General features: G+C 69.7%; 17 protein-coding genes. 4 read left to right on the top strand and 13 right to left on the bottom strand.

Annotated features, from left to right (window positions below; all coding sequences use genetic code 11):
• Positions 1–5: 5 nt before the first annotated feature.
• The 4 genes from PC39_RS05975 to PC39_RS05990 all read right to left on the bottom strand — a co-directional run bounded on the left by PC39_RS05975 (position 6) and on the right by PC39_RS05990 (position 4,881).
• Positions 6–1,790 carry an AMP-binding protein gene (locus tag PC39_RS05975; RefSeq protein ID WP_353252450.1) on the bottom strand — a complete coding sequence of 595 codons (1,785 nt, stop codon included), beginning with the start codon at positions 1,788–1,790 and terminating at the stop codon, positions 6–8.
• On the bottom strand, positions 1,783–2,727 hold the full coding sequence (locus PC39_RS05980; protein WP_353252451.1) for an ArsA family ATPase: 945 nt from the start codon (positions 2,725–2,727) through the stop codon (positions 1,783–1,785). The genes PC39_RS05975 and PC39_RS05980 overlap by 8 nt, the downstream gene beginning before the upstream one ends.
• Positions 2,728–2,933: 206 nt before the next feature.
• Positions 2,934–3,191: a cory-CC-star protein gene (locus tag PC39_RS05985; protein WP_353252452.1), complete on the bottom strand. Its 258-nt coding sequence runs from the start codon at positions 3,189–3,191 to the stop codon at positions 2,934–2,936.
• Complete coding sequence (locus PC39_RS05990; RefSeq protein WP_353252453.1) at positions 3,184–4,881, bottom strand: carbon starvation CstA family protein; 1,698 nt, start codon at positions 4,879–4,881, stop codon at positions 3,184–3,186. Before PC39_RS05990 ends, PC39_RS05985 begins: the two co-directional genes overlap by 8 nt.
• Positions 4,882–5,201: 320 nt before the next feature.
• Here PC39_RS05990 and PC39_RS05995 point away from each other — a divergent pair, with 320 nt between their 5' ends.
• Together PC39_RS05995 and moaA are read left to right on the top strand one after the other, a co-directional pair.
• A complete protein-coding gene (locus tag PC39_RS05995; RefSeq protein WP_353252454.1) occupies positions 5,202–6,206 on the top strand; it encodes a hypothetical protein in 1,005 nt (334 codons plus the stop codon).
• 261 nt (positions 6,207–6,467) lie between these two features.
• Positions 6,468–7,505 carry a GTP 3',8-cyclase MoaA gene (gene moaA, locus PC39_RS06000; protein WP_353252455.1) on the top strand — a complete coding sequence of 346 codons (1,038 nt, stop codon included), beginning with the start codon at positions 6,468–6,470 and terminating at the stop codon, positions 7,503–7,505.
• 84 nt (positions 7,506–7,589) lie between these two features.
• Here the strand turns inward: moaA and PC39_RS06005 are convergent, their stop codons facing one another.
• From PC39_RS06005 to moeB, 3 genes are read right to left on the bottom strand one after another with little or no spacing between them, the layout of a single operon-like run.
• Positions 7,590–7,841 carry a MoaD/ThiS family protein gene (locus tag PC39_RS06005; RefSeq protein ID WP_353252456.1) on the bottom strand — a complete coding sequence of 84 codons (252 nt, stop codon included), beginning with the start codon at positions 7,839–7,841 and terminating at the stop codon, positions 7,590–7,592.
• Complete coding sequence (mobA, locus tag PC39_RS06010; protein ID WP_353252457.1) at positions 7,832–8,461, bottom strand: molybdenum cofactor guanylyltransferase MobA; 630 nt, start codon at positions 8,459–8,461, stop codon at positions 7,832–7,834. Before mobA ends, PC39_RS06005 begins: the two co-directional genes overlap by 10 nt.
• Positions 8,442–9,602, bottom strand: coding sequence for a molybdopterin-synthase adenylyltransferase MoeB (moeB, locus tag PC39_RS06015; RefSeq protein WP_353252458.1), 1,161 nt, complete (start codon positions 9,600–9,602; stop codon positions 8,442–8,444). The genes mobA and moeB overlap by 20 nt, the downstream gene beginning before the upstream one ends.
• A gap of 128 nt (positions 9,603–9,730) precedes the next feature.
• On the opposite strand from moeB, the gene apbC reads away from it, so the two are divergent.
• Entirely contained in the window at positions 9,731–10,819 is a 1,089-nt protein-coding gene (gene apbC / locus PC39_RS06020; RefSeq protein ID WP_353252459.1) for an iron-sulfur cluster carrier protein ApbC, read from the top strand.
• Between the two features lie 673 nt (positions 10,820–11,492).
• On the opposite strand, the gene moaC is transcribed toward apbC, so the two are convergent.
• From moaC to PC39_RS06045, 5 genes are all read right to left on the bottom strand, one after another.
• On the bottom strand, positions 11,493–12,365 hold the full coding sequence (gene moaC / locus PC39_RS06025) for a cyclic pyranopterin monophosphate synthase MoaC (protein WP_353252460.1): 873 nt from the start codon (positions 12,363–12,365) through the stop codon (positions 11,493–11,495).
• A gap of 7 nt (positions 12,366–12,372) precedes the next feature.
• Positions 12,373–12,813 carry a molybdenum cofactor biosynthesis protein MoaE gene (locus PC39_RS06030; RefSeq protein WP_353252461.1) on the bottom strand — a complete coding sequence of 147 codons (441 nt, stop codon included), beginning with the start codon at positions 12,811–12,813 and terminating at the stop codon, positions 12,373–12,375.
• Positions 12,814–12,853: 40 nt separating this feature from the next.
• On the bottom strand, positions 12,854–13,723 hold the full coding sequence (locus PC39_RS06035) for an alpha/beta fold hydrolase (protein ID WP_353252462.1): 870 nt from the start codon (positions 13,721–13,723) through the stop codon (positions 12,854–12,856).
• Entirely contained in the window at positions 13,710–15,062 is a 1,353-nt protein-coding gene (locus PC39_RS06040) for a DNA recombination protein RmuC (RefSeq protein WP_353252463.1), read from the bottom strand. Before PC39_RS06040 ends, PC39_RS06035 begins: the two co-directional genes overlap by 14 nt.
• Positions 15,063–16,093: 1,031 nt before the next feature.
• On the bottom strand, positions 16,094–16,591 hold the full coding sequence (locus PC39_RS06045) for an Mpo1 family 2-hydroxy fatty acid dioxygenase (protein WP_353252464.1): 498 nt from the start codon (positions 16,589–16,591) through the stop codon (positions 16,094–16,096).
• Positions 16,592–16,671: 80 nt separating this feature from the next.
• Between PC39_RS06045 and PC39_RS06050 the strand changes: the two genes are divergently transcribed.
• Positions 16,672–17,454: a helix-turn-helix transcriptional regulator gene (locus PC39_RS06050; protein ID WP_353252465.1), complete on the top strand. Its 783-nt coding sequence runs from the start codon at positions 16,672–16,674 to the stop codon at positions 17,452–17,454.
• Between the two features lie 206 nt (positions 17,455–17,660).
• Here PC39_RS06050 and PC39_RS06055 read toward each other — a convergent pair whose 3' ends face one another.
• Positions 17,661–18,764 (bottom strand): PQQ-dependent sugar dehydrogenase, encoded by a 1,104-nt coding sequence (locus tag PC39_RS06055; protein WP_353252466.1) that lies wholly within the window; start codon positions 18,762–18,764, stop codon positions 17,661–17,663.
• Positions 18,765–18,828: the final 64 nt, after the last annotated feature.

Here is an 18,828-nt window from a genome sequence, read left to right on the forward strand (position 1 = left end):
ACGGATCACAGCGGATGCGGCGACAGCCGCGGCAGCAGGCGGGCACGGATGTGGCCGCGCCGGAGCTTGAGGGTGGGCGTCAGGGATTCGCCGGACACCAGGGGTGCGTCCGCCAGCCAGAAGCCGGCGACCCGGACCCGTAGCTGCCGCTCCTGGCGCCGCAGCAGCCGGCGCAGCAGACGCCGGTAGAAGGCCACCCAGCGGGGATCGCCCGGCGGCATGCCCGGCTGCGCCAATGCCCGCTGGGCGAAATCCGGCACTACCAGCAGCCAGGGCGAGCCGTCGGGGCCCTTGTCCAGCATCGCGTGGGCGATGTAGCGGCTGGCGAGGACGGTACTCTCGACCGGCTCCGGCTGCACCGGTGCCTCGTGACCGCGCAGCCTCAGGCGATTCGCGCGCCGACCCACGAAACTCAGGTCGCCGGCGTCATCCAGGCAGCCGATATCGCCGGTGAGGTAGAAGCGGCGCCCGTCGATCTCGGCGAACCGGGCCGGCCGCGAGTCGCCGGCGTAGCCGGGAAAGACCTGGGGCCCCGCCACCGCGATCTCGCCCGGTCCCGGCGGCGTCACGGCGCGACCGTCGTCGTCGACCAGGCGCAACATGACATCGGGCAGCGCCCGACCGACCGTGCCCGGTCGATTGCGATGCGGCGTACGGATCGTGGACACGCCCTGCTCGGTCGAACCGTAGCCCTCCAGCAGGGTGAAGCCCATGGCCCGCAGGTCGACATCGATCGCCCGCGGCAGCGGCGCGTCGCCGATGATGGCGGCCCGCAGGCGCCCGCCGAACGGCGCCCGCAGGCGCCGCAGCAGGAGCGCGTCGGCGGCGCGCCAGAGCGGGTACAGCAAAGCCGCGGCGCCCCAAGCCGCCGCGCGCACGGGGATGCCGCCCCGGGCGGCGCGGTCGCGGCCGGCGTGGTAAACGCGCGCCAGCGCGATCGCCGCGCGCACGATCCGCCCGCGCCAACCCAGGGTCGCCAGGCGGTCGAGGGTCTGGTGATGCACCCGCTCCCACATCAGGGGAAAGCCGGGCAGCAACGTGGGCCGCACCACGGGCAGCAGGCGCGTCAGGTCCCGCGGCGGCGCCTGCACCAACCGCGCGCCGCTGCCCAGCGCCGTGTACAGCACCAGCCGGCCGTACAGGTGCCACAGCGGCAACACGGACAGGAACACATCCTCGGGGCCGACGGCCAGAAGGTCCGGCAGGTGCCTACAGGCATGGACCAGGTTGCGGCCGGACAGCCGCGCCCGTTTCGCCGGGCCGGTGGTGCCGGAGGTACGGATGATCGCGGCCGGGTCGTCCGGCCCGATCGTGGCCTGCCGGCGCGTGACCACGTCGGGATCGGCGGCCAGCGCGGCGCGGCCGGACTCCAGTAGCGCGGCCAGGCCGTCACCGGCCCCGTGTCCGGCATCCAGCCGGACGCTGTCCGCTGCCCCGGCGCCGGCGAGTCCGTCGCCGGAGACGAAAACCAGGCGCGGCGCCTCGCTCTCCAGGAAGGCGTTGGCGGCATCGGCATCGCCGAAGCCGGACACCGGCACCTCGACGGCCCCGGCTGCCTGGATCGCCAGGCTGGCGGTCGGCCAGTCCGCGCAGTCCTCGCCGACCAGGGCCAGCGGCTCGCCGGCGGCGATGCCACGCTTAACGATCAGGGCCGCGGCCAGGGCCTCGGCCCGGGCATGCAATTCGCCATAGGTCCGGTCGCCGTCGCCGAAGGCGAAGGCCGGCCGCGTCGGGTACGCCGATGCGGCATCGGCGAAACGGCGATACAGCGGCGCCCCGGTCTCAGGCATCGGCGGGCAACCGTTCGGCCAGGGCCGCGAGATCGTCGTAGCCTTCGGCGTCGCGCGCCATCTGCGGCACGCGCACCAGACCGCGCCCGCCGAAGGCGGTCTCGATCTCGTCCAGGTAGCGGCGCTGCTGTGCCACCCGCTCGGCCAGGAAACCGCCCGCCCCGGCGTCCGCCGGCAGCAGCCGGTTCACGTGCACCGCCCCCACCGGCACGTCGGCATCGTCGAGCTGGTCGCAGAGACGCCGGGTCTCCAGCACCGCCAGGCGCTCGGGCACCAGCACCGGGTGGAACAGGGCCTCGTCCCGCAGGCGGCGGCGGGCGATGCCGAAGCGCTCCGCGCGACGGCGCAGCCGCGCGAGCACCCGGTCCTCGCGCGCCGGTTCCGACACCCCGGCGAGATTGCGCCACATGCCCTGCAGCCGGGTCACCCGCCGCCGCTGCGCGGCCAGGCCCTCGACCCAGGCGGTGAGCATGTCCGGCAGGGTGAGCAGGCGCAGCGTGTGCCCGGTGGGCGCGGTGTCGAACACGATCCGGGCGAAACGGTCCGGGCACCAGTCCATGATCCCGGCGAAACGGTCGAACAGCGCCGCCTCGGCGGTGCCGGGCGCCTGCGCCGCCAGCTTCAGATGCCGTTCCAGGGACGGTAGAACCTCCGGGCTCACCGCGTCCTCGGCGTCCTCGCGGATGCCCGCGACATAGGCGGCGGCGTCGGCCTCGGGATCGATCTGCATCGCCCACAGACGATCGCGCACCCGCGTGGGCGCCCCGCCCAGGACCACGCCCAGCAGGTCGGCCGTGGAGTGCGCGGGGTCGGTGGACACCAGCAGCACGTCGCCGTCGCCCCCCTCCGCCAGGTGCAGCGCGGTGGCCGCGGCCAGCGTGGTCTTGCCGACCCCGCCCTTGCCGCCGAACAACCGTATCGGCCTAGCCCGTTCCAAACCCGATCCTCGATAAGCCGATTGGAAAGAAAGGCGATCCGCCGATGAACGCAGATGGACGCTGATTTGTTGGTTTTGGGCGTTGCAAGTCACACCTCAGCGAATCGTGAATAGCCGGTCCCAAGAAGCTGTTGGAGAATCCCATGGACCGGGGATGCCTTCGCAATCTGCGTGCATCGGCGTCAATCTGCGGATCATGTCCCCCTTCAACAGCAGACGCCGGGAAAGCGGTCGATGCCCTGGCGGCGGTGCCAGTCGTGGAAGGCCTGGATCAGGTCGGGGTACAGTTCCAGGGCGTAGTAGTCCGCCGGGCCCGGCACGCCCAGGCCCTCCAGGAACAGCAGCGCCAGCAGCACCTCTTCCTCGCGCCGCGTCTCGCGCGCCAGGGACGCGCGCCAAGGCACCACGAACAATTCGTCGTGGAAGCGCTCGATCCGGCGCCAGACGCTCTCGCGCTCACTCATCCCCGCCCCCGTCCGGCGTCCGCCGGAAACGCCCGAGGGCCACCAGCGCCTCGGCCATAAGCCACAGGGCCAGGCCGAAGATCGCCAGGTCCATGCCCAGCAGTAGCCAATCGCCCTTGTCGTGGAACGTACCCAGATTCAGGAACAGGGCCCAGGCGGTCATCGCCAGCAGGAAGACCAGCGGTACCAGGGCCGCCAGCGGATTGCGCCCGCGCCGGGCGACCCACACGCCGATCACCGCCAGCGCCAGACCGGCGGTGAGCTGGTTGGTGGTGCCGAACAGGGTCCAGAGCCGGCCGAAGGCAAAGCCCTTGCCCTCGCCGCCGGGCGCCAGCGCCAGCCCCAGCGGGATAACCACCGCCAGGGTGGTGAGCAGGTTGAGGCGCCGGGCCAGGCCGCGGAAACCCGCCAGTTCGCCGATCTCCTGGAGGATATAGCGCTGCAGCCGCACCCCGGTGTCCATGGTGGTGCCGGCGAAGGTGATCACCACCACCGCGGCGAAGATCGCGCCCAGCGACGCCGGGATGCCGAGGTTGCCCAGGAAGTGCCCGACCCCGTCCACGAAGTTGCCCAGGCCGCCGCCGGAGGCCGCGCCGAAATCGGCGTAGCGCGCGGCCCATTCGCCGGCGCCGCCCAGACCCGCGGTGCAGGCCAGGATCGCGGCCACGGCCAGGGCGCCTTCGCCGAGGGCGCCGCCGTAGCCGACATAGCGCGCGTCGGTCTCGCGATCCAACTGCTTGGAGGTGGTGCCGGAGGCGACCAGGCTGTGGAACCCCGAGATCGCGCCGCAGGCGATGGTCACGAACAGGAACGGGAACCAATGCGGCGCGTCCGCCGCCAGATCGGTGTTGACCGCCGGCGCCGCGATCCGGTCGAAACCCACGGCCACGCCCAGGAAGATCAGCGCCAGGGCCACGATGAGCTGGTGGCCGTTGATGTAGTCGCGCGGCTGCAGCAGCAGCCACACCGGCAGCCGCGAGGCGACCCAGGTATAGGCGAAGATCAGCAGGATCCAGGTGGTGCGCACCTCCAGGCCGGCCCATGCGGCGAGCCCGTCCAGGTGCAGCGGCAAGGCCTGGCCCACCGGAATGGCGGCGTACAGCAGGGCCAGGCCGAGCAACGACGGCACCAGGATCGGCCGCCGCCAGCGGTAGGCCCACTGGCCGATGAACACCGCGATCGGGATCACCACGAGCGCCGGGATCACCACCCCCGGATGGCTCTCGAACAGGATCGCGATCACCACCGCGAATACCGCGTTCACCAGGGTCACCAGGAAGAAGATGATCAGCAGGAACAGGGTGGAGGCCCGCGGCCCGATCACGCTGCCGGCCAAAGTGCCGATGTTGCGGCCGCGGTTGCGCGCCGAGACCACGATCGAGCCGAAGTCGTGCACGCCGGCGGCGAACACCGTGCCCAGCACCACCCACAGCAGTGCCGGCAGCCAGCCCCAGTAGACCGCGATCGCCGGCCCCACGATCGGCGCCGCGCCGGCCACGGAAGTGAAATGATGGGCCAGCAGCACGTGGCGGTTGGTGGGCACGAAATCCACGCCGTCGCGCAGCTCGTGCGCGGGCGTGCGGAAATCCGGATCGAGCGCGTAGACCCGTTCCGCGAGATAGCGGGAATACCAGCGGTAACCCAGCCAGAACACGACCAGGCACCCCACCGCGATCGCGATCGCCGGCATCAACCTCCTCCATGCCGCTGCCGAAGGCGCTTAGCCTGCGCCAAGATTCACCGGTGTTCAATAAACCACGGAGGCGCACAGAGGCGCACCGAGGAGAAGATTGTTCGGACACCGATCCGGAAATGGCCGAGCAGCTATCCGGGGTTCGGATACAGGCTTCGTGGCCGACTTGCCGTATGCCCTGACCGGCGCGAAGCGTCGGTCGGGCATGACAACAAACATGGACCTCTGTGCGCCTCCGTGCGCCTCTGTGGTTTCATTTGCCGTCGGCAATCGGCACTGTGCCCAAAAGATCGACGCCAAGGGGAGGAGCACCGACGATGAACGATGTCGCCGCAGGCGCCAACCGGGTCCGCTACCGGCCGGGCATGACCGGAGGGCATTACGAGAGCTTCTACCTGCGCGCCAACCACCCGACGCGGCCGCTGGCGTTCTGGATCCGTTACACCGTCTTCGTGCCGCGTGGCCGCCCGGACGACGCCATCGGCGAGCTCTGGGGCGTGTTCTTCGACGGCGAGACGAACGACCACTGCGTGGTCAAGCGCGAGGAACCGATGGCCGGCTGCCGTTTCGGCGACGGGCCGGACGTGACCGTCGGCGACGCCCGCCTGACCGGGACCACGCTGACCGGCGAGGCGGCGACCGGCGGCCGGCGCCTGGCCTGGGACCTGCGCTACGAAGGCGGTGGCGAGCCGTTGCTGTTGCTGCCGGACTGGGCCTACGACGGCCGCCTGGCCAAGGCCCAGAGCCTCGTGCCGCGGCCCCTCGCCCGCTTCGCCGGCAGCCTGACCGTGGACGGCGAAACCCTGGCGGTCGAGGACTGGACCGGCAGCCAGAATCACAACTGGGGCGTGAAGCACACCGATCACTACGCCTTCGGCCAGGTCGCCGGCTTCGACAACGCCCCGGACAGCTTCCTGGAGATGGCCACGGCCCGCCTGCGCCTGGGCGGTCTGTGGACCCCGTTCCTGACCATGCTGGTGCTGCGCCACGACGGCCGCGAGCATCGCCTGAACGGCCCTTGGCGCATGCTGCGGGCGGCGGCCTCGATCGATTTCTTCGAGTGGCACTTCGTCACCGAGAACCGGGACGTGCGGCTCATCGGCCGCATCTCGGCGCCGCGCGAACGTGTGATCGGCTTCCGCTACTACAACCCGCCGGGCGGCGACAAGCACTGCCTGAACACCAAGATCGGCCAGTGCGAACTGCGCATCAATGACAAGCGCAACGGGCTCACCACCACCCTGACCACGGAACACCGCGCCCTGTTCGAGCTGATGCCGCCGACCACCGACGCCCCGCACGGCATCCATATCCGCGCCTGACTTTTTCAGGAATCCACTGATTGCACGGATGGCACGGATTTCTACTGAAGAATTTTATCCGCGGATGAACGCCGATGGACGCCGATAAAAGAACTGGAAATTCTTTCTTATGAATCTGCGTCAATCTGCGTTCATCTGCGGATTGTTTTCAAGGGAATTCTTATCAATCAATCCGTGCCATCCGCGTCATCCGTGGATCACTCTTCAACCCCGGCGCAATGCGATACCATGGGCGGGCATTCATTGCCGCCACACCGCGCAATGCCCACGCACGCCACAGCCAGCACGGCGCCCGCCGACGTCCTCGGCCGGCCGCTGCGCGATCTCCGGATCTCGCTGACCGACCGTTGCAACTTCCGCTGCACCTATTGCATGCCGCGTCACCTGTTCGGCAGCGCGCACGAGTTCCTGCCGCGCCGCGAGATCCTGAGTTTCGAGGAGATCGAGCGCCTGACCCGGCTGTTCGCGCAACTAGGCGTGCGCAAGCTGCGCCTGACCGGCGGCGAGCCCCTGCTGCGGCGGGACATCGAGACGCTGATCGCGCGCCTGGCGGCGATCCCCGGCATCGAGGACATCGCGCTCACCACCAACGGCGCCCTGCTCGACCGTGACCGGGCGCGGGCCCTGGCCGACGCCGGCGTCACCCGCATCACCGTCAGCCTGGACGCGATCGACGACGCCACCTTCCGGCGGATCAACGATGTCGGTTTCCCGGTGGACCGCGTCCTGGCGGCGATCGACAACGCCCGCGCCGCCGGCCTGACGCCGGTCAAGGTCAATGCCGTGGTCCAGCGCGGTCTCAACGACGACCAGATCGTGCCGCTGGCCGGGCACTTCCGCGGCAGCGGCTGCATCCCGCGCTTCATCGAATACATGGACGTCGGCACCAGCAACGGCTGGCGCTTCGAGGACGTGGTGCCGGCGCGCGAGATCGTCGAGCGCATCGGCGAGCGCTGGCCCCTGCTGCCGCTGCCCGCGAACTACCCCGGCGAGACCGCCAACCGCTGGCGCTACGCCGACGGCGCCGGCGAGATCGGCGTGATCGCCTCGGTGACCCAACCCTTCTGCGGCGGCTGCACCCGGGCGCGCCTGTCCGCCGAAGGCAAGCTGTTCACCTGCCTGTTCGGCGGCCATGGCCACGACCTGCGGCAGCTCTTGCGCGACGGGGCCGACGACGACGCCGTCGCCGAGACCCTGGCGGGCATCTGGGGCCGCCGGCGCGACCGCTATTCCGAGGAGCGCACCGCCGAGTCCGCGGCCCGCCGCGGCAAGGCGGAGATGTCCTATATCGGCGGCTGACCGCCGCTGACCGTCGGAATCAGGTCCAACCGAAAAATAAGGGGACGGTATACTTAATATTTATGAATTAAGTATACCGTCCCCTTATTTCTGTCCGCCGCTCACTGGCGGAATCAACGCCAGACGGTCGCCGTCTTCGACCGGCGTGTCGCGATCGACCAGCGTGTCGCCCGCCGCGCAGGCCGTGCGCGGCAGATGCCCGGCGGTCTCGGGCACCGCGTCGGCCAGCGCCGCGAGGGCGTCGGCCACGGTCGCGGCACCGCCCCCGATCTCGACCGTGTACTCGGCGCCGCACAGGCTCCGGAAGACACCGTGGCATTCGATGGTCACGCGCATGATCCGCTCCGGTTCCGTTCCATCTCCGCGGCCAGCGCCGCGCACTCGGCCGGGGTGTTGAGGTTGGCGAAGGCCGGCGCGACATCATCGCAGGGTACCCGCACCCACGGGTGCCGGCCGTACCAGTCCGAGGGTTTGCGCACGCCGGCCGCCAGGGCCGCCGCCAGGTCGTCCGCGAGATCCGCCCGTATCAGGGCGTGCAGCGGCTGCAGCCGCCCCTCCACCTCGACCGCCGCGATCGCGGCGTCGGCCGCGGCCAGCGCCCGGCCCAGGCGCGTTCCCAGGTCCGGCGGCAGGCACGGGGTGTCGCAGGGCGCGGCCAGCAGGTAGTCGGTCTCCGTCGCCGCCAGCGCCGCGTGGATGCCGGCCAGCGGGCCCAACCCGCCGGTCAGCCGGTCCGTCACCACCGGCACCCCCAGCCCGCGATAGGCCGCCAGCGAGCGGTTGGCGCTGATCAACAACGCGCCGGCCTGCGGCCGCAGCGTCGCCAGGACCCGTTCGACCAGCGGGCGGCCGGCCAGGTCCACCCAGCCCTTGTCGACGCCGCCCATGCGCCGGCCCTCGCCGCCGGCGAGCACGACGCCGGTGATCGCGTCCCGCTCAGGTACCGGCCACGGCATCGCAGAAGCGCTCGTAGTCGACGTAGCCGGGGAACTCGCGGCCCGGGGCGCAGTAGGCGCAATCCGGGTCGGGCCGCAGCCGGACCTCGCGCAGGCGGGTGGCGCCGGCATCGAACAGCAGCAGGCGACCGACCAGCGGCTCGCCGAAGCCCAGGATCAGCTTGAGCGCCTCGTTGGCCTGGAGCAGGCCGATCACGCCCGGCACCACCCCCAGCACGCCCGCCTCGCTGCAGGGCGGCGCGGTGCCGGGCGCGGGCGGCTCGGGGTGCAGGCAGCGGTAGCAGGGGCGGCCGCCGGCGCCGAACACCGCGACCCGGCCCTCGAAGCCCTGCACCGCACCGTACACGTTAGGCAGACCCAGGCGCACGCAGGCATCGTTGACCAGGTAGCGGGTGGGGAAATTGTCGCTGCCGTCGACCACGATGTCGTAATCGCCCAGCACCGACTCGACGTTGTCCGCGGCCAGCCGAAGGGCATGGGTGCGTACCGCGACCCGGGGGTTGAGCGCCTCCAGGGTGGCGCGCGCGGAGTCGGTCTTGGACAGGCCCACGCGATCGTCGCGGTGCAGCACCTGGCGCTGGAGGTTGCTGCGGTCGACCCGGTCGTGGTCCACCAGCCCCAGGGTGCCCACGCCGGCGGCGGCCAGGTACAGGGCCGCGGGCGAGCCGAGGCCGCCGGCCCCGATCAGCAGCACCCGGGCGCGCCCCAGGGCGGCCTGGCCGGCCTCGCCCACCTCCGGCAGCACGACCTGGCGGGCATAGCGCTGGCTGGCGTCGGGATCGGCGAGCTCGGGCACGGTGTACGGCAGGCCCTCGTCCTTCCAGCGGTCGAAACCGCCGGCCACGGAGCGCACATCGGTATAGCCCAGCCGCCGCAGGTCGTCGGCCGCCAGCAGCGAGCGGCTGCCGCTGGCGCACATCAGCAACACCGTGCGCCCGCGCTCGGGCGCGACCTCGGCGATACGCATCTCCAGGTAGCCGCGCCCCAGGGCGTGCGCCGCCTCCGGCGTGCCCTGGGCGATCTCGTGACGCTCGCGCACGTCGATCAGCACGGCCCCGGCGTCCCGCAGCTCGCGCGCGTCCGCCGGCGCAATCTCGGGGATGTGCTCCCGCAGTTCCTGCAGACGTTGCTGGACGGACATTCGGGGGTCGCCCTCCGGGCGTAGGCGGATGGTCATTATCTCACGCGGTTCCGCGGGGCGGCCACTGCCGGCGGGGGCGTACAATGGGGCCCGCCGACACCCATACCGACGACGCTGGAACACCGACCATGAGCGACGACACCCCGCGGCAAGAGATCGAGGCGGCCATTGAGGCCCACGAGGATCCCCTGCTCGGCCCGGTCCTGGCGGAACGCGGCACGCTGCGCGACCTGCGGATCGACGGCGGCCGTGTCGCGGTCGACCTGTCCCTGGGGTTCCCGGCCGCGCGCTACGGCCGGCGGCTAGCCGACGACCTGACGCGCACGCTGGAGGCCCTGCCCGGCGTCGACCGGGCCGAAGTGAACGTAGCCAGCCGCATCACCGCGCACGAAGTCAGCCAGGATGCCTCCCGGCTGAAGTCGGTGAAGAACATCATCGCCGTGTCCTCCGCCAAGGGCGGCGTGGGCAAGTCCACGGTGGCGGCCAACCTGGCGCTGGCGCTGGCCGCCGAGGGCGCCAGGGTGGGCGTGCTCGACGCCGACATCTACGGTCCCAGCCAGCCGCGCATGCTGGGCATCAGCGGCAAGCCGGTATCGCATGACGGCGAGACCTTCGAGCCGCTGGAGGGCCACGGCCTGCAGGCGATCTCGATCGGCTTCCTGATCGACCAGGAGCAGCCCATGGTCTGGCGCGGGCCGATGGTCACCAAGGCCCTGCAGCAACTGCTCTACGACACCAACTGGGGCGACCTGGACTATCTGATCGTGGACATGCCCCCGGGCACCGGCGACATCCAGCTCACCCTGGCGCAGAAGGTGCCGGTGGCCGGCGGCGTGGTCGTGACCACCCCGCAGGACATCGCCACCCTGGACGCCCGCAAGGGCCTGCAGATGTTCCGCAAGGTCAACATCCCGGTGCTGGGCATCGTCGAGAACATGAGCCTGCACGTGTGCTCGCACTGCGGCCACGAGGAGCACATCTTCGGCGAGGGCGGCGGCCAGCGGGTGGCCGACGACTACGGGGTGCCGCTGCTGGGGTCGCTGCCGCTGGCCGCGGACATCCGCGAGCACGCCGACGGCGGCCGTCCGAGCGTGGTCGCCGACCCCGAGGGCGACGCCGCCCGCCGCTACACCGAGATCGCCCTGCGCATGACGGCCACCCTGGCCCGCCGCGGCAAGGACTACGCCCGCAAGTTCCCGAAGATCGTGGTGGAGTGAGGGATAATCCACCGATTACACGGATCGCACAGGTTTACAGACAAGCAGGAAGCGTATTAATCCGCAGATGGACGCCGATTAACGCTGATTTATGCGGAAACAAAAAATCCACGGATTACACCGATTACGCGGATTCAAAGACCAACAGTCTGTGTAATCCGTGTAATCGGTGGATGGTTTAACCGTCGCTCAACGACCACGTTCCGCGAAGCGTACTAATCCGCAGATGAACGCCGATTAACGCCGATTCAGAAGCAAGAGCCTTTTCTCATCTGCGTCCATCGGCGTGTATCTGCGGATCACCTTCTTCGGGCCGTGACGACACCGTCAGGGAACAACATAATCCACGGATTACACCGATTGCGCCGATTTAAAGACCAACAGTCTGTGCAATCCGTGTAATCGGTGGATTGTTTAACCGTCGTCCGACGACCGGATTCCGCGAAGAGTATTAATCCGCCGATGGACGCCGATTAACGCAGATTCGGCAAGAACGAATTGCCGGTCTTTTTATCTGCGTTAATCGGCGTTCATCGGCGGATCGCTTTCTTCATGCGGGACTGTGGCGACATCACCGGAGAGCGAAGCGATCCGCGGATTACACCGATTACACAGACGGGGAATTCAAAAAGGAAATCCGTGTAATCCGTGAAATCGGTGGATTCTCGCTCTTTCAGCCCGAGCGCATCGCGAAGAGCTGGACCAGCCCCGGCAGCAGGGCCGCGAGGCTGTCGTCGGCGCCGGTGGCGTCGCCCGGCAGGGTGACGATCAGGCTCTCGCCGGCCAGGCCGGCCACGCCCTGCGACAGCATCGCCTGCGGTCGGCGGCGTTGGCCGAAAGCGCGGGCGGTCTCCATCAGGCCCGGCAGCTCGGTGGTCAAAAACGGCGACACCCTGGCGGCGGTCTCGCCCGCCGGACCGGTGCCGCCGACCGTCACGATCAGGCCGGGTCCGCCCGCCAGCCGACGCTCCAGCGCCGCCGTCAGCGCCTCGCCCTCGCCGCCCGGCTCGATCCGCTCCAGCGGCCCGAAGCCGGCGGCCGACAGGGCGCCGGCCACGGCGTCCCCGGCTTCCGCGCCGGGCAGCTCGATCACGGCCGCGGGCACGGGGCTGTCCAGGTGGCGCGGGTATTCCGACTTGCCGCCGGTCTTCTCGTCGAGCTTGATCCCGGTCAGCGTCAACTCGGGCGGCTCGGCGTAGGGCTTGAGCATGTCGTAGAGGGTCAAGCCGGCCACCGCGGCCGCGGTCAGGGCCTCCATCTCCACGCCGGTGGGACCGATGGTCTCGACCTCCGTGCGGATGTCCACTGCCTCCGAGGTCAACTCGAAACGGACATCCGCCCGCTGCAGCGGCAGCGGATGGCACAGCGGCAGGATCTCGTCGGTGCGCTTGGCGGCCAGGATGCCCGCGATGCGCGCCGTGGCCAGGGGATCGCCCTTCTCGGTCTCGCCCGTGCGCATCAGCTCCAGGCAGTGCGCCGGCACGTACAGGCGCGCCGACGCACGGGCCGTGCGCAGGGTCTCGGGTTTGCCGCCGACGTCCTTCACTGTGGGATCAAGACTCAGGTTCCTGATGGGATACCAGGCTGCACCCCTCGAGGTAGGCGTCGCTGCCGTCGGTGTAGCGCTCGTGCTTCCAGACGGCGACCCGGTGCTTGAGGGCTTCGATGGCGTGGCGGGCGGCGTCGAATGACTCGCCCCGGTGTATGCCCCGGACCACGGCGTAGACGCTCACGTCGCCCACGGCCAGGTCGCCCACCCGGTGCACCAGGCGGCACTGGCGCACGTCGAAGCGCTCGACGGTCTCGGCCTCGATCTCCGCCAGGGTCTTCTCCGCCAGGGGGCCGTGCGCGCTGTACTCGATGCCGGCGACCTCGCGCTCGTGGTTGTGGCGGCGCACCGTGCCGCCGAACACCACCAGCGCGCCGCATTCGTCGTCGGCGGTGGCCGCCAGCAGGGCGTCCAGGTCCAGGGGTCGGTCGCTGATCTCGGGCATGGCCCGACAAGCCTAATACCCGCTTCGCGGGGCGTCCATATCAGGCCAGAAAATCGAGGGCCAGACGCGTGAACTGCGCCGGTACCTCGCGGTGCATGAAATGCCCGGCGTCCAGATAGACCAACCGGCAATCGCCGGTGAAACAGTCCTCCGTGCCGGCGAACATCTCCGATCCGATGCAGCCGTCCGCCGTGCCGGACACCACCAGCGCCGGTGTCTCCATGCGGCCGAGTGCGCGCCGCCGGTCCTGGCGCCGCCGCGGGCTCAGGATGGCCGCCGGCAGCGACCGGTAGTAGCGCAGGGCCGCCCGCCGCGAGGGGGCGTGCGACAGGATCGCCTTGACCGGGGCGATGTCGTCGGCGTCGAAGTGCCAGCCCGGCGACCAGTCGCGCCACAGGCGCTCCACCAGGGCGCAGTCGTCGCGGGCCAGCCGGGCCTCGGACAGCCACGGCAACTGGAAGAAGCCGATATACCAGGAGCGGCGGATCTGGGCCGGGTTCATGTTCAGCAGGAAACGCCGCAGCGGCGGCAGGCCGGCGGCCATCAGACGCTCGACGCGGTCCGGCGCGAACGCCGCGGCGGCGTAGGCGGCCGCCGCGCCCCAGTCGTGCCCGATCAGCCGGAAGCGTCGGGCCCGCAAGGCATCCGCCAGACCCAGCACGTCACGGCCCAGGGTCGCGGGCGAATAGTCGCCGCGCGCCGGAACCTGGGTGGGCGCGTAGCCGCGCATGAAGGGCGCCACCGCGCGGTAACCCGCGTCCGCCAGCCGCGGCAGCAACTCGTCGTAGGTATGGGCGGAATCGGGGAAACCGTGCAGGCACAGCACCAGCGGTCCCTCGCCGCAGGCGCGGGCGGTGAAGCGCAGGCCGTTGCCGGACAGGCGCAGGGTCTGGATGTCATGCGTCGCCATCGTCTCCCGTCTCCTCGTCGTTGTCGGCGGCATCCTCGCCGGCGCCGATCGCCGCGGCCGTGCGCCAGTCGCGGCCGATGCGCTTGCCCGCCGAGGCGCCCAGACCCTTGAGCTTCTCCGCCCGGTTGACCAGGTTGCCGCGGCCCGAGACCAGTTTCTTCCGCGCCTCGTCGTAGGCGCCCGTGGCGCTCTTGAGACCCCGCTCCAGCTTGTCCATGTCGTCCAGGAACGACTTGAACTTGTCGTACATCTGCCCGGCCCGGCGGGCGATCTCGGCGGCGTTCTCCTCCTGGCTCTGCAGCCGCCAGAGGTTGGCGATCGCGCGCAGCATGGGCATCAGCGTGGTCGGCGACACGATCGCGATGTTGGACTCCAGGGCGTGGCGCTGCAGGGAGAAATCGCCGCGCAGGGCTTCCACGTAGGCCGCCTCGGACGGCACGAACATGAACACGTAGTCCAGCGTCGCCACCTCCGGCAACGCGTGGTAATCCTTGTCGGAGAGCTGCTTGAGATGGCGGCGCACGGACTCCAGGTGCTCCTTGAGCGCGGCCTGGCGGCCGCCCTCGTCCTCGGCCTCCTGCAGGCGCAGGTAGGCGGTGAGCGAGACCTTGGAATCCACCACGATGCTGCGTTCCTCGGGCAGGTGGATCACGGCGTCCGGCACCCGCCGGCCGCCGTCCTCGCCCGAGGCCGAGAACTGGGTGTCGTAGTGCTGGCCCTTGAGCAGCCCCGAGCGCTCCAACACCGTCTCCAGGATCATCTCGCCCCAGTTGCCCTGGGTCTTGGACTCGCCCTTCAGGGCCTTGGTCAGGTTGACCGCGTCGTCCGCGATCTGCCGGTTGAGCTCTTCGAGCTGGCGCACCTGCTGGGCCAGGGCCGAGCGTTCCTTGCCTTCCTTCTCGTAGGCCTCGCGCACCTGCTTCTCGAAGTTGCCGATCTTGTCGCCGAGCGGCTTCAGCAACTGCTCCAGGCTGCTCTTGTTCTGTTCGGTGAAGCGCTTGCTCTTCTCTTCCAGGATGTCCTGGGACAGCGCCTTGAACTGGTGGGTCAAGTCCTCGCGCGCCCGGGTCAGAAGCTGGAGCTTTTCCTCGGCCTGCTTGCGCTCGGCCGCCAGGCGCTCCTCCAGGCGGGCGTTCTCGGTGCGCAGCGCATCGCGCTCGGCCGCCACGGCCTCGGCCCGCTCGCCGACCGCCGTCGCCTCGCGCTCGGCGGCCGCGAGCCTGGCCGCCAGGTCGGCGCGCGCGGGCCGCGCCCAGACCCAGGCGCCCGCGGCGCCCAGCGCCGCGGCGATCGCCAAGGCCAGCCAGAAAAGGGGATGCAGCAGGAGGTCCGGGCTCAATTCGCGCCTTCGGGTTCGGCAAACCTCCTACTATAAGGGGATAGGGTGATGGCGCGAAGCCCAGGGCGATCGGCGCGCCATAGGCCGATGCCGGAAAAGGACTATCCTGTCATCTTTCAGCACGCCGAGCCCGGTGCAGATCCGGTCCCGGCTTCGCCCACCAAGCACTTGCATGCTTGATCGGCGCGGGACATGAAACCACAGAGGCGCACGGAGGCGCGCAGAGGTTCTTGCTGGCCGCTTGCCGAGGCGCTTCCCGGAAGAAAGAATCCGCAGATGACGCCGATGTACGCGGATTAAAGAACAACCCAACCAATCTGCGTCAATCGGCGTCCATCCGCGGATAAAACAAATGCCTTGGCTCGGCACGGCATCGACCGCGCAGCGCTCCGACGACCGAAACGCCGAGCCAGAACCGGACCTTGGCGGGTGGTTCCCGGAAGAAACGATCCGCAGATGACGCAGATATACGCAGATTAAAGAGCGTCTCCAACCAATCTGCGTTAATCGGCGTCCATCCGCGGATAAAACAAATGCCTTGGCTCGGCACGGCGCCAACCGCGCAGCGCCCCGGCGACCGAATTGCCGGATTGGCAACAGACCTTGGCGGGTGGTTCCTGAAAGAAATAATCCGCAGATTACGCAGATATACGCAGATTAAAGAGCGTCTCCAACCAATCTGCGTTAATCGGCGTCCATCTGCGGATAAAAACAAATGCCTTGACTCGGCACGGCACCGACCGCGCAGCACCCCGGCGACCAAATTGCCGGGTTGGCAACGGACCTTGGCGGGCTATCCGCCTCTTCCGCTTGAAACCCGTGATCGTGTCCGGGGCAGGCTTCTTTACGGCTTCCGGGACAACAATCAGTTTCCTCTGCGTTCCTCTGTGCGCCTCTGTGGTTAATTTTCTGGCTGGCTATTTGCCGAGACGCTTTCCGCCGTCGTGATATTCGACAGGGAGATGCCGGAAACGCTTCGCTTATCCCGGCCTACGATCTGCCTTTGCTCGCCACGTTTTGTAAACACCCTCCTAGACGCGCGCGGTGGCGCTCTCCACACGCGGCCCGCGCAGACGCAGGCCCAGCTCCTCCAGAATGAACAGCGGACCGATCAGGAAGAACACCATGTCGTCGGTGAACGACGGCTTGGCGCCCTCGATCTCGTGACCCACGATCTGGGCCGCCCAGGCCGCCACCCAGATACCGGCAGCCACCGCCCAGAGCGGCGCCGGCGAGACGTCCACCGCCCAGACCGCGGCGATGGCGACCGCGAAGAAGCACACCATGGCGATCAGCGGCCGGATGCCGAGACGGGCATAGAAGATCAGGGTAAGGGCCGCGCCGACGGTGCCGGCGTTCAGCCAGCGCCCGACCTCGCCGCCGAGCCCGAACAGCGCCGGCCCCGCCAGCCAGCCCAGGCCGATGGTGCTGGCGACGATGAACGGCACACAGATCATGTGGATACGCCGGTTGGTGGCGTTTTGGTGGGTCTTGCGGTATTCCCGCATCAGCTCGGTCAGGTCGCGCATGTCTCGTGTCTCCTCTTGAAGCCGATGCCATGGCATTCTGCGCCTATTGCGAACACGAATCTTGTACGAATCTATTGCGCATGAACGACCCGCCCCGCAGCCAGGCCTATCTCTGGGACGGACTCTTGCTGTACGCCACGCCGTCGTTGCGCAACGGCAAGCACCGCCATCACCCGGCCTCGCTGCACATCGCCGTGGACGGCCCCTTCCGCCTCGACGTGGACGGCGTGGGGCCACGCGACTACCGGCTCGCCCTGATCGCGCCCAACGCCCGTTCGGCGGTGGATACGGGCGGCCGGCCCCTGGTGGATATCCTGATCGACCCCGAAAGCGCGGCCTTCGCCTGCCTGCGGCCGCTGCTCGGGGACGCGCCGGTGATCGCCCCGCCCCGCGAGCGCCTGACCGGGTTCGAGCCGGACCTGCGTGCGATGCTCGCGGGCACCCTGGACTGCGGCACGGCCTTCGCGCGGGTCGAGGCGATCCTGGCGGCGCTGTGCGACTACCGGCCGCGGCCGCCGGCCCTGGACCCGCGGATACGGACGGTCCTGTCGCACCTGGAGGACCGCCTGGCGGAGCCGCCGCCGGTGGCCGAGCTGGCCGCGGTGGCGGGCGTGTCCGAATCCCGCTTCATGGCCCTGTTCAAGGCCCAGCTCGGTCTGCCGGTCCGCCAGTACCTGCTATGGCGGCGGCTGCGGCAGGCGGCCGCGCTCTGGGACGAGGGCCGCTCCCTGAGCGACCTGGCGGTGACCGCCGGCTTCTACGACCAGGCCCATTTCACCCGCACCGTGAAACGCATGCTGGATATCGCGCCGTCCCTACTGGCGGATCCGGGACGCACGGTGGTGCACAACTGCCTGGCGTGAGCGAAGGGACGGGGCAACCCTCACTCGCCCCCTCCCCCGAGCATGGCAAAGACCTCCTTCCCCCTCTCCCAAGCATGGGAGAGGGCCGGGGTGAGGGTTGGGGAACAACCCTTGACGAATGGTCCGGCCCCTCATCCGAACCTTCTCCCCCGAGGGGAGAAGGCTTACATGGATCGCTGCCCACGACAGAAGGCTGCCTCGGCCCGTCACTCCCCCGCCGGCGTCACCCGCAGCACGCGGCCGTCGGCGGCGTCGGTGAGCAGCCAGACGGCACCGTCCGGGCCGACACGGACGTCGCGGATACGTTCGCCCAGATCCCGGAACAGGATTTCCTGGCGGACCACGGCACCGTCCTCGATCACCAGCCGGCGCACGCTTTGCTCCACCAGCGTGGACACCAGCAGATCACCCCGCCATTCGGGGAACAGGTCGCCCTGGTAGAGGGCCATACCGGACGGGCCGATGGAGGGCGTCCAGTGGACCACCGGCGGCTCGGTGCCCGGCCGCGAGGTATAGGGGCTCACCAGGGCACCGTTGTAGTCCACGCCGTGGGTCGCCAATGGCCAGCCGTAATTGGCGCCGGCGCGGATGCGGTTGAGTTCGTCGCCGCCGCGGGGACCGTGCTCGTGCGCCCAGAGGACGTCGCGGCCGCGGTCGTACACCAGCCCCTGGATGTTGCGGTGGCCGTAGCTGAGGATTTCGTCGCGGGCAGCGGGCTCGCCGACGAAGGGATTGTCGGCGGGCACCGAGCCGTCGGCGTTCAGGCGCACGATGGTGCCCAGGTGGCTGTCCCGCCTCTGCGCCGCCTCGCGATAGTCGAAGCCGTCGCCCAGGCCCAGGGCCAGGGTGCCGTCGGGCAGCCAGGCCATGCGGCCGCCGTAGTGCACCGGCGTGTCCTTGGGCGGCTTCGCGGTGAACAGCACCTCGACGTCGTGCAGACGCCCGTCCGCCAGCCGGGCGCGCACCAGACGCGTGGCGTTGGCGTCGGGGCCGCCGTGGGCCAGCGTGAGATAGAGCCGGCCGTTGGACTCGAAATCCGGGTCCGACAGTACCTCGAACAACCCGCCCTGACTGGCGACGTAGGCCGGCGGCACCCCGGCCACCGGCTCGGGCCGCAGCGCCCCGTCGGCGATCACCCGCAGGCGCCCGGCGCGTTCGGTGACCAGCATGCGGCCGTCCGGGAGGAAGGCCAGGGACCAAGGGTGGTCCAGGCCCTCGGCCACGGTCTCGATCCGGTGATCCGCGGCCGCCGCGACGCACGCCAGCGCGAGTCCGGCGGCAACGGCGGCGCTGCGCATGATCCGTCCCATCGGTTATGTTCCCCCTGTCCGGCAATCGATCGATCCTGCCAGACACAAACCATACCGGAGCGGG

The sequence above is a fragment of the Salinisphaera sp. PC39 genome (assembly GCF_040361335.1).
In the GTDB taxonomy this organism is placed as follows: domain Bacteria; phylum Pseudomonadota; class Gammaproteobacteria; order Nevskiales; family Salinisphaeraceae; genus APNM01.